Source organism: Catenuloplanes sp. NPDC051500 (genome assembly GCF_044454585.1).
Classification (GTDB): domain Bacteria; phylum Actinomycetota; class Actinomycetes; order Mycobacteriales; family Micromonosporaceae; genus Catenuloplanes.
In genome coordinates this window covers 63,181-86,287 of sequence record NZ_JBITDX010000005.1, presented here as the reverse complement: position 1 = coordinate 86,287, position 23,107 = coordinate 63,181, and the positions used below count along the sequence as shown (strand labels likewise).

The following is a 23,107-nucleotide window of genomic DNA, read 5'->3' as shown; positions in this document are numbered from 1 at the left end:
TTTAGCACTCTACCCATGCGAGTGCAAGCACGGGTCATGCTCCGGCAAGCGTGGGGAGAACCTCGTTCAACCCAGTTCCGCCGCGAGTTGTGCAGTGCTCAGCGGCGCCGCCTGGGCCCGCTGCTCCGCGTAGATGAGCAGGGTGCCGATGATCTGGAACGCGGAGAGCGGCAGCAGGACCACAAGCTCGACCGGGACGATCGCCAGCGAGTAGACGACCAGGTAGACCGGGTCCGGTGCGCTCATCAGCGCGGCGAACGGGATCTGCACCACCACGCCGACCATGCTGCCGACGGCCTGCGCCACGCCCCAGATGATCACGGCACGGACGCCGATCACCAGCAGGTTGCGGTGTAGCGCCCGGAACGAGGCGCCGATGCCCTGCCGCTCGAAGAGCACGATCGGGGTGAGCATCATCAGCCCGAGGAGCACGTAGAGGCCGGGCAGGAAGCAGGCGAGCAGGCCGAGGAGGTAGAGCAGCCCGCCGAGGAGCGTCCAGCCCCAGAGCGCGAGGCTGCGCCGGACGCCGTACCCGAGCGCCTCGCCGAGCCGGACCCGCTGCCCGGTCGCCGCCTCCCGGACGATCGCCCAGGTGGCCGCGGCCCAGGTGACGGACTGGAACCAGGCGGCGACCACACCGATGACAAGCCCGGCGGCCACGGCGACGATTCCGATAGAGATCAGCCGGGCGGGGTCGGGCTCCGCGGACGGATCGGACGGGTCGAAGCCGAGCGTCCGGGTCACCACATCGGGATCGGCGATGACGACCGCGGCCACAATCCCGCCGATCACCAGGAGAAGCACCAGGGCGGGCAGGATCTGCGCGACAAAGATGATCGAAATGACGCTTCGCCAGCTACGTTTGAACGTCGCACTGATCCGCGAGACCCAGCCGGCGACTCCGCCGTCCGGCGGGGTGACGAGCGGGTCGTTGGGATCGAACTGAGGTTGGTAGTAATAAGGCTGCTCGATAGGCGGGTAACCCACCGGTGGCGCTCCTCGGAAAAAGCTGCCTGATGCAGCTAGCGGCTCATGGTTCGCATTAGCAAAGCCGTAATAAGACGTTGAAGTACATCAACATGTAGAGGTCACCACGACAGGGGTCCACACGTGAGTAGGGCGCCGCCTCACCGACGTGAGGAGCGACGCCCCGAATGGGAGATGGATGGGGGTCGGCCCGGCCCTGGACCGCCGCCGGTGAATCAGGCGATGACCCGCACCTTCTCCGCCTGCGGACCCTTCTGACCCTGCGCGATCTCGAACTCCACGCGCTGCCCGTCGTCCAACGCCTTGTAGCCGTCCATCTCGATCGCGGAGAAGTGGACGAAGACGTCCTGCCCCCCGTCAACCGCGATGAAACCGTAGCCCTTTTCGCTGTTGAACCACTTGACGGTGCCCTGTGCCACGGTGCACTTCCTCACTTCTATGGTGCTGGTTGCGCCAACCCCCCGGCTTAAGCAACTGCTCATCCGGGGCCGCCGATCCGGGCCCCTCTTGGTCCTCGAAACACTGCGGCCGAACCGCACGCTACACGAGCAACACCGAGCGTGCACTACCCTAAAACGGACACCATGGACCGTGGTCGGCTACTGATGGTGATCGCTGCCCAGCCCACACAGGAACGAACCCGGACGGGCCGTTCTCGTCGATACAGGTTGCCCGATCACCCGCTTCCGGGTAGGCAGAGCAACATGACCAGCACCATTGCCCCGGTACGCCACCCCACGCCCCACACCATCACGCGCGTGCGAGTCCCGGACGCCGCGCGAATGCGGGCACTCCGACTGGAAATGCTTGCCGATTCTCCGCTCGCATTCCTGGAAACGGTGGCAGAGGCCGCGGCACGACCGCACGAGGATTTCCGCGCGCAGATCGCGTACAACATCCGGTCCGGATCGACAGTGCAGTTCGCGGCAGTCGAGGATGGACGGTTCGTCGGTCACGCGGGGGGCGCCGTGTTCGCCGCGGACCGCCGGGTGACCCTGATCTTCGCGGTCTACGTGACACCCCGCCTACGGGGAACGGGCCTGGTGGGGGCGTTGGTCGAGGCGGTGGCGCAATGGTCGCGGGAGGAGCGCCGGCCGGACCTGATGCTTGAGGTGGTGAACGGCAACGACCGCGCGGTCCGCGCCTACGAAAGACTAGGTTTCCAGGACACCGGCGTACGAGTGCCGCACCCCACCATTGAGGGTCTCACCGAACTGCGAATGCGTCGTGCCGCATGAAGGAATAGGCACGAAAGAGGTAAAACTCCGCAGAGATACGTATCCATTACTGTAAGTAAGCGTCACACTTGTCTGATGCGGGCGAGACACCTGACGCGCACCGGCTTGACGGCGATCAACGGCACCACCGCGGTAGGGCTGGCGATCGCCGTGCTCGCCCGCGCACGCATCCGCCGCGGGCCGGGCGGCGTACTGATCGCGGGCGACTGCCGGCGTCCGGCGCTGGGCCGCACCTTCACGATCGGCAGCGTGATCCTGACCCGGCGCCCGCCGGAGTGGCTGCTGCACCCGGACCGGGCCGCACTGCTGGAACACGAGACACGGCACGTCGCGCAGTACGCCGGGCTCGGCCCGCTGTTCTTTCCCGCGTACTGGCTGGCCTGCGGCTGGTCATACGCGCTGACCAGGACCTACGGCTCACGCAACTTCTTCGAGCGGCGGGCCGGCCTCACCGCCGGCCGCTACCTGGAGGCGCCGCTGCGCCCCTGGGCCGCCCGGATGACCCGCGGTCAGCAGGCAGAGAGGCGCACCCCGGGCGGCACCGAGACGTAGGCGTGCGACACGTAGGTCCCCGGCGCCACCCGATCCCACAGATTCGTGGTCCGCACCGCGCCGGCCACCGTCTGCCCGCGCTTCTGACACTGGATCGGCAGCTCGGCCGCATTGCCCGCCAACCCGATCTCGGCCGCCGCACTTGTCGCGCCCGCGCGCAGCCGCACCGGGCCGTCGCCGGTGAGCACCGAGCCCCGCGTGACGCCGCCGGTCCACAGGAAGTCCACGCTGACCCAGGAGTTGCCGGTCAGCCGCAACCCGTCCCAGAACGTGCCGTCCGCCAGGTCGATGCCGGCCGGATTGAGCACATCACGGTCGAACTCATCCCGCCCGCCGTTGTACTCCGCCTCGTAGGCCGCCTGCGCCGCAGGCTTCCCACGCTGCAAACCCTGCCAGGTCTGACGCGGCGTGTTCCAGTAATCGTCGGTGGTGTTCCACGGCCCCACGTCCCAGACCGGCGCATACGCGCAGCGACCGTTGTCCGCGCAGACTCGTACCGTGCGATCCCCGGTCCCGGCCGTGGCCAGCCCGAGCCGCGACGGCAGCGCCACGAAGTGGTCCCGCTCCACGATGACGTGCCCGTTCGCGGTCACGCCGCCGACCAGCCCTTCCCGGGTGGCGAACACCCGGTAGGAGACAGGCTTCTTCTTCGCGAGCGCCACCTCGGACAGCGGCACGGCGTGCGCCGCGGAAGGGCAGAAGACCATCGACAGCACAAGAACCAGCACAGCGCCCAGACCGCCCCGCACGACGACACCCCCCGTTTCCGGCAATAGGGGGCTCATCGGCGACCCGGCACCCGACCTGAGGATCAAGACCGGAAATCCCCGACCTGCAACATCTTCCCGCTCCCGCGCGGGTCCGGCCCGCATGCTCCCGACTCTGTTGCCCATTCGCGTGCGGCGGTCTGGGGCCCGGCGATCGAAGGCTGGCATCGAGGCCGGGGGTGTGGCGGTTTGTTCCGGCTGGCCGGCGGTCTCGCGGCACGCGGGGGCAGCACGGCCATCGTCTAAGCGGCGGCCGGTCAGGGCGGCTGCGGTCAGGGCGGCCGGTCTGGGCGGCTGCGGCCTGGGCGGCTGCGGCCTGGGCGGCTGCGGCCTGGGCGGCTGCGGCCTGGGCGGTCGCAAGGGCCTGCACCGAGGGAGCGATGTGGCCGGGAAGGCCGGTTGATCTTGGCCTGGGTGGTTGCAAGGACCGGCACCGAAGCCAAGAGCTCGCCGAAGAGTAAGCCGATCTTGGCTCTCGCGTGCCGCCGCGCCAGGGCAACGGCAACTCGGACGCTCCACGCCGAGATGAGTTCGTTGCGCGGGATCTCGCGTCCATCTGGCGGGATGCAAGATCCTTGCGGCTCTGGTGGCCCTTATCGCGCTCAAATAAGGGCCACCAGAGCCGCAAGGATCTTGACGTAGGCCTTACTAACCCTTCGGCGTCAAGATGAACGCACAGGCAGGCACTCATATAACGAAATATCGGGCGCGTAGCGCTCGGACCTGGGCACTGACCGCGGGGCCTCCACCTGACGCGGGCCGCGAGTGCAGGCTGTGTCCTGACATATACGGATCCGGTGTCGGTTTGCGTTCATGCCCGACCCTGAGACCTGCCGAAGTGCCACGACTGACCCGCACGCCTGCGAAACCCGCGGCCTCGGTGCCGGCCCTTGTGCCCGCCCAAGCCGCAGCTGCCTTGTTCGCGGCTGCCTCGTTCGCGGCTGCCTCGTTCGCGGCTGCCTCGACCCACAGCCGCCTCGGACCGCCGCCGTCGAGACGACGGCCGTGCTGGTCGCCCTCCGCATCCGCAACGACCGACCGAAACCACTCACCACGCCCCAGCCCATTCGATCGTCGGTCCCCAGACGACCGGACGCGAATGGGCAACAGCGTCGCTCCCGCGGGCAAACCTCCGCGGCGGGCTCCGCTGGCGCTCCGCACGTCGCTCCGGAGCCGGTTTCGCCGTGGCCGGGGAAACCAAGGCGTGACCGATCGGTCAGAGGCGGGTCTGCCAGTCGACTGTGGTGCCGGAGGGGCGGAAGCCGAGGGACTCGTTGATCGCGTTCATGTGGGTGTTGGCGGCCGAGTTCCAGGTGTGCAGCCAGCGCAGCTCCGGGGCGGCGGCACGCAGCTGACGGTGATTGTGGAGCTTGACGGCGAGACCGAGCCGGCGGCCACGGTGCGCCGGGTCGACAAGCGTGATCTGCTGCCAGCCCCAGGAGCGCGGCTCGTCCAGCTGCTCGACCATGGTCCAGGCGACGAGATGGCCGGTGGCGTCGTCCCGCATGGCGGCGTGGAAGAGCGTGGAGTGCTTGTCGCGGTACGCCTGCTCGTAGTTGCGGATCACGGCGGGGTCGGGCTTCTCCCCCTCGTATTTGATATCGCCGGTCGGCGCGTCGGTAAGCAGCCGCCCGTTCAGATAGGCGATGTCCCGCACGTCCTCGTCCGGAACCTCGCCGGACCAGACCACCGGGGTATACCCGCCGGTATACGGCGCCACCAGGGCCGAGAGCCGGCCCACAGGCACCTCGTCCAGGTCCAGCAGCCGGCCGAACGCGGTCGAGGCCCGCCGGTAGCCGAGCGCGGCCGCGAACGCGGAGCCCGCCGCCGCATGGAGCGGGCCTTCCGTCGCGGCGCGAGAAAGGCCGGGCGCGGCGTGGGACAAATCCGGCGCGGCGTGGGACGGGTCCGACGCGGCCTGGGACGGGTCCGACGCGGCCTGGAACGGATCCGACGCGGCCTGGAACGGATCCGACGCGGCCTGGAACGGATCCGACGCGGCGTGGGACGGGTCCGACGCGGCCTGGAACGGATCCGACACGGCGTGGGACTGGCCCGGCGCGGCGTGGGACAGGCCGGGTGGCAGACCCTCCGAGGTGGAGGCCAGCACGGTTGTCCGGCCCTCTGTGCGGGCGAGCGAGATCAGGCGGTCGTGCAGCGCGCGCCCGGTGCCCCGGCGGCGGAACTCCGGAAGCACGATCAGCTCGATCATCGCGGTGTCTCTGTTCACCGCGTCCGGCAGGATGAGCACGCCGACGCCGGCGGGAACGCCGTCGACCCGGGCCAGGAAGCTGAGCCGCCGCTCGTTCAGCTGCGGGTTGCGGAAACGGGCGCGGTAGCGGCGTGTGCTTAGCACCGGCAGGCCGGGATTGTCAGCCGGGGCGGCGCCGCGCATGATGCCGGCCACCACCTCCAGCTCTGCGTCGTTCGCGACGTCGAACGGGGTGATGGCGATCGTCATGCCGAGCACACTGCACGGGCCGGCACGCTCACGCGAGCGAATAACGTGTGGTCGGGGAGACGCGCGCACCAGCACCTCGATGAACGATCAGCGCTGGGGTCGTCGAGTCGGCAGAAGAGATTGTTACCAAACTCAGGATCCGCAACTCTTACGGCGTCACGTCTCCCCGCACGGAGCATTTTGCGGTGTAACGCGGATCACGTCAAGACATTCGCTACCCGCCGCTCAATGCTCCACCCCGGAGGGTGATCATTTGCGCCACGGATTGCCGCGATCCACCACATATGGCCTAGGCGCCCAGGGCGTGTTTGACGGATCGCGACGGGATCCGTCAAATACGCCCTAGCCGAGCAGGCCCGCCTCGCGGGCGGAACGAAGCGACGGCTTCACTGTATGCGTCGGCCCGACGAGGCCGGCGACGGCATCGATGGTCTTCAGGCCCTCGCCGGTGTTGTAGATGACCGTCTCCTTGGACGGGTCGAGCTTGCCCGACTTGATCAGCTTGACCAGCACCGCAGCTGTCACGCCGCCCGCGGTCTCGGCGAAGACGCCAGTGGTGCGCGCCAGCAGCCGGATCGCGTCGCGGATCTCGTCGTCGTCCGCGTAGTCCATCCATCCGCCGGTACGCCGCACCGCCTCCAGCGCGTAGAGGCCCGCGGCCGGGTCGCCGATGTTGAGTGACTTCGCGATGCCGGTCGGGCGCACCGGGCGGATCTCGTCCGTCTCCTCGTGCAGTGCCACAGCGATCGGGTTGCAGCCCGCGGACTGCGCACCGAAGACGGTCCAGCCGTTCGCCGGTGCCTCGACCAGGCCGATCTCGACAAGCTCGGAGAACGCCTTGTCCACCTTGGTGAGCAGCTCGCCGCTGGCCATCGGGATCACCACCTGCTCCGGGATGCGCCAGCCGAGCTGCTCCGCCACCTCGTAGCCGAGCGTCTTCGAGCCCTCGGCGTAGTACGGCCGGACGTTGACGTTCACGAACGCGGTGTCCTCGAACTCGTCCGTCTCGACCAGCTCGCTGCACAACCGGTTCACGTCGTCGTAGGAGCCCTCGATCGCCACCAGTTCGCCGCCGTACACCGCGGTGGTGATGATCTTGCCTGGTTCCAGGTCGGACGGGATGAACACGATCGACGGCACGCCGGCCCGGGCCGAGTGCGCCGCGACGGAGTTGGCCAGGTTGCCGGTGGAGGCGCAGGCGAAACGGGTGAAGCCGAGGCCTTTGGCGGCGGAGAGCGCCACCGAGACGACCCGGTCCTTGAACGAGTGCGTCGGGTTCGCGGAGTCGTCCTTGACCCAGAGCGCGCCGGTCATGCCCAGCTCCGCGGCGAGCGCGGGCGCGGACACCAGCGGCGTCATGCCAGGGTCGAGCGTGATGCGGTCGGCCGGGTTCTGGCCCGCGGGGAGCAGTCCGGCGTACCGCCAGATGTTGTTCGGCCCGGCCTCGATCTGCTCGCGGGTGACGCTCTTCAGCAGGTCCTGGTCGTAGGCGACCTCGAGCGGGCCGAAACACTCGTAACAGGCGTGCTGCGCGGCGAGCGGGAACTCCGCGCCGCAACCACGGCAGACAAGGGCTCGAGCAGGGCTGACGGCAGACGTCATGAGGATTTTTCCTCTCATCTTTCCCATCGCCACACCGTGTGACGGGGACGGAATTGGCACCTGCCCTCCACCGGCTCGTCATCGAGCGCGGTACGGAAGGTGGTTGCCGGGGCGTCATCGGGCCGTATCCCTCAGCCCCTCTGGATGAGGTATTCAGTTGTGTCGTGCGCGTCCGAGTTTACGACCGGGTTTCGCGATCACCACCAGCCGATCCCGAGGTGTGAGCTAATCGTCGCGGTTCACTCACGCGGCGCGCTCGCGGCGAGCGCGCGCATCCGGCGCTGCAGCACCTGCTCCATCAGCTGCACAAGCGCGTTCTTCACCGAGTCACGGGTCCGGGCGTCACACTCCGCGATCGGCACCTCCGGCCCGACGCCGAGCGCGTCCCGCACCTCGGGGAGCGCGAACCGGGGCGCGCCGTCGAACGGGTTCACCGCGAGCAGGAACGGGACTCCGAGTTCCTCGAAGTAGTCGATCGCCGGATAGCTGTCCTGGATCCGGCGCGTGTCGACGAGCACCACCGCGCCGAGTGCGCCGTCGACCAGGTCGTCCCAGAGGAACGAGAAGCGGTCCTGGCCGGGCGTGCCGAACAGGTAGAGCATCAGTGACGCGTCCAGATGGATCCGGCCGAAGTCGAGCGCGACAGTGGTGGTCGTCTTCCCGTCCAGGCCGCGGGTGTCGTCCACGCCGATCGAGACCGTGGTCATGTCCGCCTCGGTGAGCAGCGGCTCGATCTCGGAGATGGCACTCACGAAGGTGGTCTTCCCCACCCCGAAGCCGCCGCTTATCACGATCTTCACGACCACCGGTGCGGTCGGCACCTCAGAGAGCCCGGACACGGTCGACGATCCTTTCGATAAGCGCGATGGGCAGCTCGGACGGGTCGTCCACCGGCTGCGCCACGGTCAGGTAGTCGTCCGCCGCGAGGTCCGCGATAAGCACCCGCGTCACCCCGATCGGCAGGCACAGGCGGGCGGCCACGTCCGCGAGCGAGCGCGGTTCCTGGCAGAGCCGGACGATGCGCTGCAGTTCGAAGCGCAGCGGCGCGGAGAGCGCGGCGGGTGCGGCCCGGACCAGCGTCTCCAGGCGCAGCCCGTCCCGCAACGGCCGGGTCCGGCCACCGGTGAGCAGGAACGGGCGGACCACACCGTCGTCGGCCGGTTCCTCGGGCGTCGCCGCGGCCCGGTCCCGGCGGCTCGGCGACTCCACCGCCGGCGGTTGCCACGGTGGCACCATCCGCGGGTCCGGCGGCCGGAACTCCGAGGTGCTCACCGCGGCAGGCCCCGGCGGGACTCGGCGATCAGCGCGGGGGTGAGCAGGTCGCCGACGCGTTCGCCGAGCATCGCGATCTCGTAGCCGATCAGCGCCACGTCGCAGTCGCCGTCCGCGAGCACGCCGAGACAGGTGCCGCCGCCGAGCGTGGAGACGACAAGGAAGCCGGACGTCATCTCGATCATGATGAGTTTGAGCCCGGTGAAGTCGTACCGGCGGGCGGCGCTGCGGGCCAGGCTGGTCAGCCCGGAGACGATCGCGGCCAGGTGGTCCGCGTCGGCGCGGTCCAGACCGGCCGAGGTGGCGATCAGGATGCCGTCCGAGGAGACGGCGACGGCCTCGCGCACGCCGGCCGTACCCCTGACGAAGTTGGTGATCAGCCAGTTGAAGCGCTGCGCGGTGGTGCCCGGCCCGGCTTCGGTGCTCATTGAATTTCCCCGTTCTGGTCGGGACGGTTCTGGTCGGGACCGGTGTCGTTGCCCGCGGCGCGGCCCTGCTGCATGCCGCGGCGGAGCGCCGTCATGGTGGCGCCGATGTCGCTCGGCGCCGGGCGTTCGGCCGCGAGGCGGGCGGCCGTTCCGTTCGTCGCGCCGCGCGGCCCCTGCCGGGGAACAGAAACCCCACGACGATGCCGGGGTACGCGCTTGACCAGCCCGTTCGGCGTGATCTCGGCATCCGGGGCCGGCAGAGCCGGGGGCGGCGCCGGTGCCGGGGCGACGGCCACCGGCTCGGGCTTCGCCGGCTCCTTGACCAGCAGCGCGGCCGGAACCTTCACGCGCGCGGTCGTGCCGGTCACCGGTGACTGGCAGATCTCCACCTCGACGCCGAGCTTCGCGGCGAGGTGGCCGACTACGTAGTGACCGAGGAACCGGGTCGGCGCGACGGTGAACGACTCCACGCCGGCCAGCCGCGCGTTCGCCCGTGCCAGTTCCTCCGCGCTCATGCCGACGCCCTGGTCCACGATCGCGATCAGGTACGCCTCGTCACCCACCCATCGCCCGTGCACCTCCACGTCGAAGTCCGGCGGCGAGAAGGTGAGCCCGTTCTCGACCAGCTCCGCGACCATGTGGGCCAGGTCGGCCACGTACGCGCCGGGGACGAACGCGTCGTCGATCCGGCGCAGCGACACCCGGCGGTACTCCTCCACCTCCGCGAGCGCGGAGCGCAGCACGTCCGACATCGGCAGCGGGCTGGACCAGGTCCGCGGCGTCGCCTCGCCGACCAGCACCAGCAGGCTCTCCGCGTTGCGGCGCATGCGGGTGGCCAGGTGGTCCAGCTCGAAGAGGTTGGCCAGGCCGGCCGGGTCGGTCTCCTCGCGTTCGAGCCGGGTGATGAAGCCGAGCTGGCGGCTGAGCAGGTTCTGGTTGCGGCGGCCCAGGTTCGCCATCGAGTCGGTGGTGTTCCGGCGCAGCACGGCCTGCTCGGCGGCGAGGCCGTAGGCGGACGACTGCAACCGGTTCAGCGCGTCCGCCACCGACGTGATCTCGGTGCCGGCCTGCTCGGGCACGACCACCGGCGGCGGGGGCCCGGACCCACCGCCCTCGTGAAGCGACGCGACCGCGGCCGGCAACCGCCGGGACGCGGCCGCATCGGCCTCGCTTACCAGCCGGGCCAGCGGGCGGGTGATGCCCGTCGACGCGGACCGGCCGAGCAGCAGCCCGCCGGCCAGCGCCACCAGGATCACGATCCCGAGCCCGGCCAGGTCGAACGTGGCCTCCGCCCGCAGATCGCCGGTCCGGGCACGGACGTCCTCGGCGACCACCGCGCGCACCGCGGTCAGCTCCCCCGCGAACGCGGTGCTCGCCCGCAGCCACTCGGCCGGGTCCCGGCGCGGGCCGTTCTCCGGCGCGGCGAGCGCGGCCTGCTCGGCGGCGGTGACCACGGCCGCGTCCGGGCCGGTGGTGGCGTTCTTCAGCCGGTCAAGCGCGCGGGCCGAGGCGTACCGGGAGGTCTCGGCGAGTGCGACGCGCTTCGCCGCGAGCAGCGTCGACAGCTCGGTCCGCTGGCCCTCCTCGAACCGGCCGCTGGCCTGGGCCGCGCCGATCAGCCCGCGCGTCTCGGAGACGGCCTCGGTCGCGTCGGAGAGCGCCTGCAGCGCGGAGAGGCCGCGGCGCAGCTCCGGGTCCGGGTCCGGGAACGGCGAGTCAAGCCCGACGTCGACGCGGTTCAGGGCCGTGATCCGGTCCGTGTACGACTGCACCGCCGACTGCTGCCCCACCCGCCCGGTGTCCGCGTCGGCCCGGAGCCGCCCCAGCTCCTCAAGCTGCTGCACGACCGCGTAGACCGCCTTCGGTCCCGGCCCTTCCGCGTCCCGGAGCCCGGCGAGCGCGGTCCGGCTCGCGTCCACCCGCACGCGCTGCGTGGCCAGGTCCCCGCGCAGCCGGGCCTCGCCGGCCATCACCACGGCGGTCAGGTCGCGCTCGTGCTGCAGCTCGCGGACCAGGTCCTGCGCGGACATGCTCAACTCGACAGTGGCGGTGGCCCGGTCCGCGGCGCCGTACTCGTCGATCTCCTTGAGCACCAGGTCGCCGAGGAGCAGCAGGATGACGACGAGCGGCAGCGCCAGCAGGCGGGCCACCCGGCCGCGAATGGTGGCCTGCCGCCGTCGGCGAAACGCGGGATCGGTGCCGGGTGGCCCGATCGCCGCGGTCTTCCACTCCGGAACTATGAGTGTGGAACGCATGTGGCCTCTTCCCGAAACCCGAGCCGGTGACCGTCTGGCAGCAGACGGTGAACCACTGGACCGGGTCTCCGTCGCACGGCATGTGCGAAGGCCCCACGAACGGGTGACCGGTTAGGAGGTCACGTCCTTGCGGGTGAAGCGCCGGAACGCGAACGACCAGAAGAGCGTGGCGTAGCAGACCGCGGAGATTGTGCCCTTCACCATGTCGTCCGTCTGGATCGGCGTGGAGAGCAGCCCCAGCCAGGCGTCGGAGAAGTGCGTGGGCAGCAGGTTCCGCAGGTCGCCGAGGGCGGTGATCTGGTCCAGGATGTTGGAGAGGATCACCAGCAGCACCGCGCCGCCGACCGCACCGAGCGGCGCGTCGGTGAGCACCGACAGCAGGAACGCGAGGCCGGCGATCACCAGCAGGCTGACCGCGAGGTAGCCGACCACGCCGAGCAGCCGCAGCACCCCCTCGCCCGGTGGGATCTGCGCCGCGACAGTGCTGCGCAGCGGCGACCAGCCGTACCGGGCCGTGCCGAGCGCCATCGCGGTGACGGCAAGCGTGAGCAGCGCCAGCCCGGAGTAGGCGAGCGCTACCGCAAGCTTCACCGCAAGCAGGCGGGACCGCGGCACCGGCACGGCAAGCAGATAGCGAAGACTCCCCCAGCTCGCCTCGCTGGCCACTGTGTCGCCGTGGAACAGCGCCACCACCACGCCGAGCATGAAACCGGCGGAGACCAGCAGCGTGAAGAGCGTGAAGTTGAGCCCGCCGGAGGTCGCCAGGTCGATCAGGCTGCCGAACTCGCCGCCGCCGTTCCCGTCGTCGTCACCGGTGTCGAACTGGAACGCGATCAGGATGATCACCGGCAGCAGGACCATGAAACCGAGCGCCATCCGGGTACGCACCCGCGTGGCCTGACGCCGGAACTCGGCGCCGAACGACAGCGTCCGCCCCGGCCGGTAACCCACCGCGCCGCTGCCGGTCATCGGTCCCCACTCCCCCGCGAGTTGTCCCCGACCAGCGCGAGGAACGCGTCCTCGAGCCGGCGCCTCGGCATCACCCGGTCCACACCGACCCCCGCTCTCACAAGCGCCGCCACCAGGTCCCGGCGGGGCGTGCCGTTCAGGTCCACGATCAGGCCGCCGTTCTCCGCCTCCTGCAGGAAACGCACGCCGTCCAGTCCGTCCATCGCGGCCCGCGCCGCGACCGGGTCGTCCACGTCCAGCTGCACTGTCGGCGAGTCGCCGACGATGTCCCCGACCGGGCCGGACGCCACGATCGTGCCCTTGTTCACCACCACCGCGTGCGTACAGGTCTGCTCCACCTCGGCCAGCAGGTGGCTTGAGACGAGCACGGCCCGGCCGTCGGTGGCGTACCGCTGCAGCACCCGGCGCATCTCCGCGATCTGCGGCGGGTCCAGGCCGTCCGTCGGCTCGTCGAGCACCAGCAGCTCCGGCAGGCCGAGCATGGCCTGCGCGATCGCCAGCCGCTGCCGCATGCCGTGGCTGTACTTGCGGGTCCGCCGGTGCACCGAGTCACCGAGCCCGGCGATCCGCAGCGCCTCCTCGAACCGGGCGTCCGCCCACGGCCTGCCGGTCGCCCTCCAGTACGCGCGCAGGTTCTCCTCGCCGGTCAGATGCGGCAGGAAGCCCGGCCCCTCGACCAGCGCACCGACCCTGGACAGCACCGGGGAGCCGGGCGTCAGGCGATGCCCGAAGATCCGGATCTCGCCGCGCGTCGGCTGGGTGAGGCCCATCAGCACCCGCAACGTGGTGGTCTTCCCGGCGCCGTTCGGGCCGAGCAGGCCGACCACCTGGCCGCGCCGCACCGTGAAGTCCACCCTGGACACGGCGACGAAGCCGTCCGCGTACTCCTTGCGCAGCCCCTGCACGACAAGCGGCGTGTCCGCATGCTCGGCCGCGACCGAGCGGTCCACCCGCCGGTTCCGGGCCCGCGCGAGCAGCAGCACCGCGGTCAGCCCGATCGCGATCGCGGCAAGCAGCCCGGCGAGCACCAGGCGCCAGACCGCGTCCGGGCTCGCCATCTGCGCGCCGCCCAGGATCGGCAGCGTCACGGCCGGCTCGATTCCGACCGTGTAGACCGCGGGTTGGGCCGGGCTCGCGAACGCCTGGTCGGATGTGGCGACCACGATCCGGATCCGGTGTCCCTCGTCGATGCGCCGGACGATCGCGGGCAATGTCACCGCGACCGGCCGGGCGGCGTCGATCGTGGCCGGCAGCCCGGTCAGCCGGACCGGCGCGACCAGGCCCTCGGAGAGGGTGGCGCCGCCGTCCGGGTCCACGTCGTAGAGCTTCACGAACAGCACGGCCTCGCCGGTCGGCGACGCGGCGCGAAGCGTGACCCGCGGTGATCCGCCAACGTTGAGCGCGGCCGGCAGCGGCTCCGACTCGAACGCGGCATGCTGCCCCGGCAGGTCAGCGACGACGGAACCGAGGACCGAGGAGAGCGCGCCCGCACCGGGCAGCGAGGAGAGCGCGGCCGGATTGCCGCCCGGCGGGTTCGCGATCGGCCGGGCACCACCGTCCACAGTGACCGCCGTTGTTGACTGACCGGTCAGGCCCGGGTAGTCCGTGATCGTGTAGGCGTTGGTGACCAGCCCGCGGTCGATCGCGTCGAAGCCGGCCACCCGCGAGTAGGTGAACGAGTCCGCAGGCGCCGGGCCGTCACCGGCCACGTAGTGGTCCAGCCAGCCGCGGGTCAGCTCGTCCACCCGGTCCTGATCGGTCTGCGGGCCCTCGCCGCCGTCGTGGCCGCCGGCGTACCAGGCGACCCGGACCGGCGTGCCGTTCGCGGCGATCCCGCGCGCGTTCGCATCCGCCTCGGCCAGCGGGAACAGCGTGTCCGCCAGGCCCTGGACCAGCAGCGTGGGGGCCTTGATCCGGTCGAGCACGTTCGCCGGGCTGGACCGGTCGAGCACCGCGACCGCCTCCGGGGTGGCCCGGCCGGTGGTCGCGATCGACATGAACGCGGCACACACGTCCGCGGCGAAACGACCACAGGCCGGATCGAACTCCGCGGGTACGCCTGCGGGGGCACCACCTGTCGCACCACCCGTGGCACCGCCCGGCGCGCCGCCTGTCGCACCGGAGGAGAAGAACGTTCCGGCCCAGGCCTTCTTGAACACGCCGTCCACCACCGGGCCGCCCGCCGCGTCCGGCAGGAACGCGCGGCCCAGGTCGTTCCACGTGATCATCGGCACGATCGCGTCCACCCGCGAGTCCTGCGCCGCGAGCAGCAGCGACAGCGCGCCGCCGTAGGAGCCGCCGACCGCGCCCACCCGCGGGTCGCCGGGCGCGTCCTGCCGCACCTCCGGCCGCTGGGCCAGCCAGTCCAGCAGCCGCTGCGCGTCCTTGACCTCGTAGTCCGCGCTGTCCAGGTGGATCTGCCCGCCGCTGCGCCCGAAGCCGCGCGCGGTCCAGGTGAGCACCGCGTAGCCCTCCGCCGCAAGCCGTTCCGCCTGCGCGTGCACGCTGTGCATGTCGCCGCCGAAGCCGTGCGCCAGCAGCAGCGCGGGCACCCTGGCCTCGGCGGAGGCGCCGTCCGGCATGAAGTAACGGGTGTCGAGCGTGACCGGCTCGTCGCCGGTCGGCCCGGACCGTACCGTGATGATCTCGTCCTGGAATGTGAAGCCCGGGTCCTCCGGCCACACCGCCCAGCCGGTCAGGCCCGCGACAAGCGCCACCACGGCCGAGCCGGCGAGCCAGCGGCGAGGCGTCATTCGCGGGAGCGCGCGGCGGAGCCGGCTGGGCAGGGCACGGGGCATGGCGCGAGCCTACGGCGGAACCCCTGTGCCGAACCTGAGAAGCGTGATCACGGAAGCCCGGGACGCGCGGTCGCGAACGGCGGTGCGGCGGCCGGCAAGCCCGATCGGGAATGCCGGTGGCGGGTTTGAGAAGCGTGATCAGGCTAGTGTCGCTGGGGTGGGCGATGCTGAACTGACGCTGACCGCGATGCTGCGACCCGCCGCGCTCGACGCGCGGCGCGGGATCGTGCGGCTGCACCCCGAGGTGATGGCCGCGCTCGGCCTGCACCAGGGCGACCCCGTCCGGCTCACCGGGCAGCGCACCAGCGCGGGAATCGTGGCGCTCGCGAACACGACCTCCAGCCGCGCGATCCTCTACGCCGACGACCTGGTCCTCGGCAACCTGGGGCTACGCGAGGGCGGGCAGCTCACTGTCGCGCCGATCCCGACCACCGGCGCGCGCCGGGTGGTGCTCTCCGGGCCACCTGAGATCGTGGTCGCGGTCTCCGCGGACATGCTGCGGCTCGCGCTGCTCGGCAAGGTGGTCACGGCCGGCGACGACGTGTCGCTGCTGCCGCAGGACGTGCTGCCGGACGCGACCACGCACAGCCTGGTCCAGACCGCGCGCCGCAGCCTGGCCAACACGGTCGGCTTCGGCTGGACCACCACGCTGCTGCGGGTGGACTCGGTCTCCGACGCGGACGGCGCACTTGTCACCATGGACACGGTCGTCACCTGGGCGTCCGGCCACACCACGCACGGCCAGACCTTCCACGCGGAGGCCGCGACACCCTTCACACCCCCTTCGCCGGTACGGCGTGCGCCCGGTTCCCCCGGGTCCGGCTCGGGCGGCGGTGCCTTCCGGCCCGGCGGCCGTCCCTCCGGCACCGCGGGCGGCGCTGCGGATGGTGTCGCGGCAGGCGGAGTCGCAGCAGGCGGTGCCACCTTCGGTGGTCAAGCCGCTTCGGCCCAGGACGCGGTCGTCGAGGGTGAGATCGTCGACTCCGGCCCGGACGCCGCGCGGGACACCGAGCCCGCGCCGCCGATCGAGGACCTGCCCGGCCTTCGCGCCCAGGCCCACGAGCTGCGCGAACTCCTCGATCTCGGCTTCCACCACCGCGAGGTGCTGGGCCGGCTCGGCGCTGCCGCCGCACTCGGCGTGCTGATCACCGGCCCGGCCGGTTCCGGCAAGGGTGTGCTGGTCCGGTCCGTCGCGGCCGCGGTCGGCGCGCAGGTGGTCGCGCTCTGGGCGCCGGAACTGGTCTCGCTCACCAACGAGGCCGCGGCCCGTCGCCTGCGCGCCGCCGCCGACGCGGTAACCGGTGCGGACCGGCCCGGCGTGCTGCTTGTCGCGGACGTGGAGGCGCTCGTCCCGCGCGACGAGACCGGCCCGCTGGCCACCGTGTTCCGCCAGGTCATCGCCGGCCTGATCAAGACGGGTGCGGCAGTGGTCTGCACAAGCAGCCGGCCGGAGGAGCTGGACACCGGGCTGCGCGCGCCGGACCTGCTCTCCGTGCAGATCACCGTGTCGCTTCCGGACGCGGCACTGCGCCGCGAGCAGCTGGACGTGCTTACCCGGGGGATGCCGCTGGCCGAGGACGTGCGGCTGGACGACGTCGCCGGGCGTACCCCCGGCTTCGTCGCCGCCGACCTGGCCGCGCTGACCCGGGAGGCCGCGGTGCGTGCGGCGCTGCGGCAGAAGGGCGACCTGCCGGAGACGCCGACGATCGCGATGACCGACTTCTCGGCCGCGCTCGAGGTGGTCCGCCCGACCTCGATGGCCGAGTCCACGCTTGAGCTGGCCCGGGTCACGCTTGATGACGTCGGCGACATGGCCGAGGTGAAGGAGCTGCTCACCGAGTCGGTGCTGTGGCCGCTCACCTACCCGGACACGTTCGCCCGGCTCGGCGTGCAGGCGCCGCGCGGCGTGCTGCTCTACGGCCCGCCCGGCTGCGGGAAGACGTACCTGGTGAAGGCCGTCGCCGGTTCCGGACAGGCCAATGTGCTCTCGGTCAAGGGCGCGGAGCTGCTCAGCAAGTGGGTCGGCGAGAGCGAGCGCGCGGTCCGTGAGCTGTTCCGCCGGGCCCGCGAGGCCGCGCCCACGCTTGTGTTCCTGGACGAGGTGGACGCGCTGGCCCCGGTGCGCGGACAGTCGAGCGACGGCGGCACCACCGACCGCGTGGTCGCCGCGCTGCTCACCGAGCTGGACGGCGTGGAGTCGCTGCGCAACGTGGTGGTGATCGGCGCGACGAACCGTCCCGATCTGGTCGATCCCGCGCTGCTGCGGCCCGGCCGGCTGGAGCGCATCGTCTACGTGCCACCGCCGGACGGCGAGGCCCGGACCGCGATCCTGCGCGCCGCCTCGAAGCCGGTGCCGCTCGCGGACGACGTGGATCTGGCCGAGCTCGGTCTCGAGCTGGAGAACTTCTCCGCCGCGGACTGTGCCGCGCTGATCCGCGAGGCCGCGCTTGCCGCGATGCGCGAGTCGCTTGACGCCACCTCGGTCACGGCCGCGCACGTCGCCACGGCCCGGAAGCGGGTCCGCCCGTCGCTGGATCCCGCACAGGTCGCCCACCTGGCCGCCTACGCGGAGGCCCGTACCCGCTGATGCTCCTCAGCTCTTGATCGTTCCCATCCACCTTTGCTCTGCTTACCTAACTGTCGCCGAGCGATTCGCGGCATATGCCGGACGGTCGAATTAGCGCGGTTTGTGCATGTAAGCAGAGCAAAGGCGGCGGGGCGCGGGCCGGTCGGGTCGCCCGATCGAAAGATCAGTGTTCGATGGCGAGGCGGACGCCCAGCGCGAGCAGCGCGGAGCCGGTGAGCGTGTCCAGGCCGCGGCGGACCGCACGGCGGTCGAGGAGACGCCGGATCGCGCCGACGACAAGCGTGACAGTGGTGAACCAGCCGGCCGTGACCGCGAACGAGACGGCCCCCAGCACGAGCGTGTCGCCTGCTGTCGGGTTGTCCGGCAGGAACTGCGGCAGGAGCGCCAGGAAGAAGACCGCGACCTTGGGATTGACCAGGTTTGTGAACAGGCCGGCGCGGAACGCGGCCCAGTGCCGGCGGTCCCAGGCCGTGAACGGTGACCAGCGGAAACGCCGGCGCCTGTGGCGTGGCACGTCGAAGGCGGCCGCGAGCGCGGCCAGGTCCGCGTGGGCGGCGGGCGTCAGGTCGCGGCGGGCGGCGATGGCGGTCCAGAGCGTACGGAGTCCGACGAAGACCAGGTAGGCGGCACCGGCCAGCTTCATCGCGAGGTACGCCATCGGCGAGGTGGCGACAAGCGCGGCGACGCCGACGGCGGCGAGCAGCACCCACCCCAGGATGCCGGTGGCGATGCCGACCGCGGTGGCGAAGCCGGCCCGGCGGCCGGAGGCGACGGCGTGGCGCAGGACGATCGCGAAGTCCGGTCCGGGGGACATCGTGCCGAGCGCCATGACTCCCGCGAACGCGGCGAGGTGCGTGACGGTCAGATGCATGACCCGAGACGCTAGTCCCCCATAGTGCGATTTATACCCAAAAATCTTTGCCTATTTCACTATGCGGGAAGCGCATGTGCGCGCTCACACACGCGGACCGTACTCCGCCCTGACCTCCGAGAAAAGGATTACTGACGGGCTCCCGCGCGGATCACGCCGGTGACCTGCAGATCCTCGGAGAGCAGCACGAGGTCCGCGCGCAGGCCGGGCGTGATCGCGCCGAGCGTGCCGGAGAAGCCCGCCGCGCGCGCGGGTGTCCACGATGCGGCACGTGACGCGTCCACGATGGAGAGGCCGGCACCGACCGCCTGCCGCAGCGCCGCGTCCATGGTCAGCGTGCTGCCGGCGATCGAGCCGTTCGTCGTCAGCCGCGCGACCCGGTCGGCCACCACGACGGAGAGGCCGCCCAGCTCGTAGGCGCCGTCCGGCATCCCGGCCGCGGCCATCGCGTCGGTGACAAGCGCGTACCCGCCGCGCGCCGCGCCGGCCACGAACGCAAGCGTCCCGTCGTGCAGGTGCACGCCGTCCGCGACCACCTCACAGATCACGCCGGGCGCGTCGAGCAGCGCCACCGCCGGGCCGGGCTCGCGATGGTGGATCGGCCGCATGCCGTTGAACAGGTGGGTGGCGACCGTGGCGCCGGCCTCGACCGCGGCTCGGGTCACGTCGTAGGGCGCGTCCGTGTGCCCGACCGCCGCGGCGACGCCGTGCGAGGCCAGCAGCTTGATCGCGTCGAGCGCGCCGGGCAGCTCGGGTGCGATAGTCATCATCCGGACCGCGCCGTCGCCGAGCGCGATCAGCGCCGCCAGCTCGTCGGGGTCCGGGTCCCGCAGGAAGTCAGGGTTCTGCGCGCCGCACCGGGCGCCGGAGAGGTACGGCCCCTCGAAGTGCACGCCGCCCAGCACACCCTCGCGGACCAGCGGCACGAACGCCGCGGTCGCGTCGCGCATCAGCGCGAACGGCGAGCTGACCAGGCTGGCCAGCACTGTGGTGGAGCCGTGCCGCAGGTGGAACGCGGCCGCGGCGCGCGCGGCGTCCGGGTCACCGGTGGTGAACGTGTGCCCGCCGCCGCCGTGGTTGTGGATGTCCACGAAGCCCGGCAGCACCCAGGCGGCCCGCTCGGCGCCCACGCCCGGCCCGTCGCCGACCCCGGTGATCAGCGAACCGTCGATCGCGACGTGGCCGTCCTCGACGATCCCGTCCGGCGTCACGATCCGGCCGGCGATGTGCATGGTCACCCGTTGTCCCCGATGCTGAAGTCCGTGGTCGATGAGAGGCCGAGCAGCGCCGCGCCGCGCAGTCCGGCCGTGTCGCCGAGGCTGGCCTTGACCAGCCTGGGCATGCGGTGGAACGTGACGCGCGCGGCCAGCGCCTCGCGCAGCGGCCCGAGCAGCGTCTCGCCGGCCTCGCCCAGCCCGCCGCCGATCACGAAGACCTCCGTGTCAAGCAGCGCCTGTGCGGTGAGCAGCCCGTCCGCAAGCGCGTCGACTGTCTCCCGCCAGATCTCGGCGGCCGCGTCCTCGCCCACGGTCACGCGCGCGACCACGTCCGCGGCGCTGGTCTCCACACCTGTCAGCGCGAGGTAGCGGCGGGCCACCGACGCGGCGCTGGCGATCGTCTCCAGGCAGCCGCGCTGGCCGCACGCGCAGGCGGGACCGCCGGGCCGGACCACTATGTGCCCCAGCTCGCCTGCCGCGCCGTGTGCGCCGCTGTTCGTGTGCCCGCCGCGCACGTGCGCGGCCGCGATGCCGGTACCGATGCCCACGAAGATCACGTCGTCCGCGCCGTGGCCGGCGCCGAGACGGGCCTCCGCGAGACCTGCCGCGCGCATGTCATGACCGAGCGCGGCCGGGATGCCGAGTCGTGCCGAGACAAGATCACGCAGGGGTACGTCCCGGAAGCCCAGGTTCGCGGCGAAGACCGCAACGCCGCGAACCTCGTCGACCACGCCCGGGATGGCCACGCCAGCCGCGACCGGCGTCTGCCCGGCCGCGCGCGCCTTCCCGGCCAGCTCCTCCGCGATGTCGCAGATCGCGGCCGTGACCGCGACGGGCCCCCGGGACGCGAGCGTGTCGTGCCGCTCGGTGTGCAGCACCTCGCCGTCCACCGCGACCACGCCGCACTTCATCCCGGTACCGCCGATGTCCATGGCGACGACGACCGGCCTGGTCCCGTCGCCCTGCCCGGCCACAAGCGCCGGTCCGGCCTCAGATGCCTGCCCGCTCGCGACGGCCCGTCCGGTCACGGCGGTCTGCCTGGTCACGGCCGTCGGACTGGTCACAGCCGTCTGCCCGGTCGCGGAGATCTGCCCGGTCGCGGAGGTCTGCCCGGCCACGGAGATCTGCCCGGTCGCGGAGATCTGTCTGGGCACGGCGGTCTGTCCGGTCACGCCAGGACGACCGAGCGGGTCAGGTTGCGGGGTGCGTCCGGGTCGAGGCCGCGGTGTGCGGCGAGCGCGACCGCGAAGCGCTGCGCCATGATCAGGTCGGCCATCGGGTCGAGTGGCACGCGGCCGCCGTTCCAGCTGCCGAGCGCGGTGTGCCCGCAGTGCGCGCGGCTGTGCACGAACGTGGCGCCGGCCGCCGCGACGGTCTCGTCCAGCCCGGCCGGTATCTCGCCGAACGCCCACACCACCCGGCGCGGCGCGGCGATCGCGATCGGGCCGTGCCGGTAGTCCATCGCCTGGTACGCCTCGGCCCAGAACGTCGCGGCCTCCCGGCACTTGAGCGCGGCCTCCTCGGCAAGCCCCACGGTCCAGCCCTGCCCGAGGAAGGTGATCTGCTCGATCGGCGCCGGGTCGACCGGCAGCGGCATACGCACCGCGACCTCGGCGTCCGTGATCGCGTCCTCCAGGTTCTCGCCGAGGTGGGCGCGGAGAAGCGCGAGCGTGCTTGTGGCGAACCGGGTCTGCACGACCGAGCGCTCGTCCGCGAACGGCATCGCGACCACGTCCGTGGCGAGGTGCGCGGCCGGGGTGTCCGCGTTGCCCACGATCACCGTGGTGGGCGTGCTCAGCGCCGCGAGCAGGTCGGTGACCTCGGTCGTGGTACCGGACCGGGTGATCGCGACGACCCGGTCGTACCGCCGGGTGGCCGGGAACTCGGAGGCCTGGAACGCGTCCGTCTCGCCCAGGCCGGCCCGCTCACGCAACGCCGCGTACGCCATGGCCATGAACCAGGAGGTGCCGCAGCCGGTGACCGCGACTCGTTCGCCCGGCCGCCCGAGCACGGCGGCGTGCTCCGGGGCGAGGGCGGCGGCGGTACGCCAGCAGTCGGGCTGACTGGCGAGCTCTTCGTCGACGTAGGCCATTTCGACCACCCCTCAGAGGAACCGGGACTGGCACGCGCCGTGCTGCGCAGAACGGCTCGTTTCAATGCTGTTTCGCGCGCCATTGTGCGCAGATCTGCAGTCGTGCGGCAAGCATGAGCAACTTCGCGCAGCCCGGCGGTTTGCTAACCGGCCCTTTCGCGCATTACTGTGCACGAAATCACTAAGCGTGCGCATGCAGGGGAGGCCGACGGTGGATCGGTACGTGCGCTGGAACGCCCTGCTCGAACTCCTCACGGACAGTGGCCGGGTAAGCGTCGAGGACGCCGCCGCGCAGCTCAACGTGTCCCAGGCGACCATCCGGCGTGACTTCGACCAGCTCGCCCAGCAGCAGATGATCATCCGTACCCGGGGTGGCGCGGTCGCGAACGGCGTCTCCTACGACCTCCCGCTGCGGTACAAGACCGCGAAGCACTCGGCCGAGAAGCAGCGGATCGGCGCGGCAGCGGCCTCGCTTGTCGCGCCCGGCCAGGTCGTCGGCCTGAACGGCGGCACCACCACCACCGAGGTGGCCCGTGCGCTGGCGGTCCGGCCGGACCTGAACACCAACGCGGACGGCACTCAGCTCACAGTGGTCACCAACGCGCTGAACATCGCGAACGAGCTGCTGGTCCGCTCGCAGATGAAGATCGTGGTGGCCGGCGGCGTGGTCCGCCCGCAGTCGTTCGAGCTGGTCGGCCCGCTCGGCGGCGCGCTGCTGCACGAGGTCACGCTTGACGTGGTGCTGCTCGGCGTGAACGCGATCGACGTGCGGCTCGGTGCGGCGGCCCACCACGAGGGCGAGGCGGCGATGAACTCGCTGATGGTCGGCCGGGCCAAGCGCGTCGTGATCATCGCGGACTCGTCCAAGCTGGGCGGTCACGCGTTCGCCCGGATCTGCGCCATCGACCGGGTGGAAACGCTGATCACCGACTCCGGCGCACCCGCCTCGGTGGTCGCGGAGTTCGAGGAGGCCGGCGTGCGGGTGATCACCGCCTGATCCGGTGCGGCCTG

At 71.6% G+C, this 23,107-nt stretch carries 19 protein-coding genes and 1 riboswitch; of the genes, 4 read left to right on the top strand and 15 right to left on the bottom strand.

The window, feature by feature from the left end; genetic code table 11:
• Window positions 1–66: 66 nt before the first annotated feature.
• Window positions 67–987, bottom strand: a complete 921-nt coding sequence (locus ACIA8K_RS12060) for a hypothetical protein (RefSeq protein WP_396057797.1) — start codon at window positions 985–987, stop codon at window positions 67–69.
• 215 nt (window positions 988–1,202) lie between these two features.
• A complete protein-coding gene (locus tag ACIA8K_RS12055; protein ID WP_033342363.1) occupies window positions 1,203–1,406 on the bottom strand; it encodes a cold-shock protein in 204 nt (67 codons plus the stop codon).
• Window positions 1,407–1,691: 285 nt separating this feature from the next.
• On the opposite strand from ACIA8K_RS12055, the gene ACIA8K_RS12050 reads away from it, so the two are divergent.
• Entirely contained in the window at window positions 1,692–2,225 is a 534-nt protein-coding gene (locus ACIA8K_RS12050; protein WP_396057794.1) for a GNAT family N-acetyltransferase, read from the top strand.
• 75 nt (window positions 2,226–2,300) lie between these two features.
• The gene (locus tag ACIA8K_RS12045; protein WP_396057792.1) at window positions 2,301–2,777 is read left to right on the top strand and encodes a hypothetical protein; all 477 of its coding nucleotides are present in this window, start codon (window positions 2,301–2,303) and stop codon (window positions 2,775–2,777) included.
• Here the strand turns inward: ACIA8K_RS12045 and ACIA8K_RS12040 are convergent.
• The 9 genes from ACIA8K_RS12040 to ACIA8K_RS12000 all read right to left on the bottom strand — a co-directional run bounded on the left by ACIA8K_RS12040 (window position 2,735) and on the right by ACIA8K_RS12000 (window position 15,329).
• On the bottom strand, window positions 2,735–3,526 hold the full coding sequence (locus tag ACIA8K_RS12040) for a hypothetical protein (RefSeq protein ID WP_396057790.1): 792 nt from the start codon (window positions 3,524–3,526) through the stop codon (window positions 2,735–2,737). The genes ACIA8K_RS12045 and ACIA8K_RS12040 overlap by 43 nt on opposite strands.
• A gap of 1,234 nt (window positions 3,527–4,760) precedes the next feature.
• Window positions 4,761–6,005, bottom strand: coding sequence for a GNAT family N-acetyltransferase (locus tag ACIA8K_RS12035; RefSeq protein ID WP_396057788.1), 1,245 nt, complete (start codon window positions 6,003–6,005; stop codon window positions 4,761–4,763).
• A gap of 342 nt (window positions 6,006–6,347) precedes the next feature.
• Window positions 6,348–7,607 carry a threonine synthase gene (gene thrC / locus ACIA8K_RS12030; protein WP_396057786.1) on the bottom strand — a complete coding sequence of 420 codons (1,260 nt, stop codon included), beginning with the start codon at window positions 7,605–7,607 and terminating at the stop codon, window positions 6,348–6,350.
• An 11-nt stretch (window positions 7,608–7,618) separates the two neighbouring features.
• A riboswitch (SAM riboswitch) is annotated at window positions 7,619–7,758 on the bottom strand.
• A gap of 88 nt (window positions 7,759–7,846) precedes the next feature.
• Window positions 7,847–8,398 (bottom strand): GTP-binding protein, encoded by a 552-nt coding sequence (locus tag ACIA8K_RS12025; RefSeq protein WP_396058507.1) that lies wholly within the window; start codon window positions 8,396–8,398, stop codon window positions 7,847–7,849.
• A 31-nt stretch (window positions 8,399–8,429) separates the two neighbouring features.
• Window positions 8,430–8,879: a DUF742 domain-containing protein gene (locus ACIA8K_RS12020; protein ID WP_396057784.1), complete on the bottom strand. Its 450-nt coding sequence runs from the start codon at window positions 8,877–8,879 to the stop codon at window positions 8,430–8,432.
• Complete coding sequence (locus ACIA8K_RS12015; protein WP_396057782.1) at window positions 8,876–9,307, bottom strand: roadblock/LC7 domain-containing protein; 432 nt, start codon at window positions 9,305–9,307, stop codon at window positions 8,876–8,878. The genes ACIA8K_RS12020 and ACIA8K_RS12015 overlap by 4 nt, the downstream gene beginning before the upstream one ends.
• Window positions 9,304–11,562 carry a nitrate- and nitrite sensing domain-containing protein gene (locus tag ACIA8K_RS12010; RefSeq protein WP_396057780.1) on the bottom strand — a complete coding sequence of 753 codons (2,259 nt, stop codon included), beginning with the start codon at window positions 11,560–11,562 and terminating at the stop codon, window positions 9,304–9,306. Before ACIA8K_RS12010 ends, ACIA8K_RS12015 begins: the two co-directional genes overlap by 4 nt.
• 111 nt (window positions 11,563–11,673) lie before the next feature.
• Complete coding sequence (locus tag ACIA8K_RS12005; protein WP_396057778.1) at window positions 11,674–12,531, bottom strand: ABC transporter permease; 858 nt, start codon at window positions 12,529–12,531, stop codon at window positions 11,674–11,676.
• Complete coding sequence (locus tag ACIA8K_RS12000) at window positions 12,528–15,329, bottom strand: alpha/beta fold hydrolase (RefSeq protein ID WP_396057776.1); 2,802 nt, start codon at window positions 15,327–15,329, stop codon at window positions 12,528–12,530. The genes ACIA8K_RS12005 and ACIA8K_RS12000 overlap by 4 nt, the downstream gene beginning before the upstream one ends.
• Before the next feature lie 187 nt (window positions 15,330–15,516).
• On the opposite strand from ACIA8K_RS12000, the gene ACIA8K_RS11995 reads away from it, so the two are divergent.
• Window positions 15,517–17,916, top strand: a complete 2,400-nt coding sequence (locus ACIA8K_RS11995; protein WP_396058505.1) for an AAA family ATPase — start codon at window positions 15,517–15,519, stop codon at window positions 17,914–17,916.
• A 163-nt stretch (window positions 17,917–18,079) separates the two neighbouring features.
• Here ACIA8K_RS11995 and ACIA8K_RS11990 read toward each other — a convergent pair whose 3' ends face one another.
• From ACIA8K_RS11990 to ACIA8K_RS11975, 4 genes are all read right to left on the bottom strand, one after another.
• Window positions 18,080–18,787, bottom strand: coding sequence for a LysE family translocator (locus ACIA8K_RS11990; protein WP_396057774.1), 708 nt, complete (start codon window positions 18,785–18,787; stop codon window positions 18,080–18,082).
• A 128-nt stretch (window positions 18,788–18,915) separates the two neighbouring features.
• Window positions 18,916–20,025 (bottom strand): N-acetylglucosamine-6-phosphate deacetylase, encoded by a 1,110-nt coding sequence (nagA, locus tag ACIA8K_RS11985; RefSeq protein ID WP_396057772.1) that lies wholly within the window; start codon window positions 20,023–20,025, stop codon window positions 18,916–18,918.
• Window positions 20,022–20,936, bottom strand: a complete 915-nt coding sequence (locus tag ACIA8K_RS11980) for an ROK family protein (RefSeq protein WP_396058503.1) — start codon at window positions 20,934–20,936, stop codon at window positions 20,022–20,024. The genes nagA and ACIA8K_RS11980 overlap by 4 nt, the downstream gene beginning before the upstream one ends.
• 236 nt (window positions 20,937–21,172) lie before the next feature.
• Window positions 21,173–22,096, bottom strand: a complete 924-nt coding sequence (locus ACIA8K_RS11975; protein WP_396057770.1) for an SIS domain-containing protein — start codon at window positions 22,094–22,096, stop codon at window positions 21,173–21,175.
• A gap of 211 nt (window positions 22,097–22,307) precedes the next feature.
• Between ACIA8K_RS11975 and ACIA8K_RS11970 the strand changes: the two genes are divergently transcribed.
• Window positions 22,308–23,093 (top strand): DeoR/GlpR family DNA-binding transcription regulator, encoded by a 786-nt coding sequence (locus tag ACIA8K_RS11970; RefSeq protein ID WP_396057768.1) that lies wholly within the window; start codon window positions 22,308–22,310, stop codon window positions 23,091–23,093.
• Window positions 23,094–23,107: the final 14 nt, after the last annotated feature.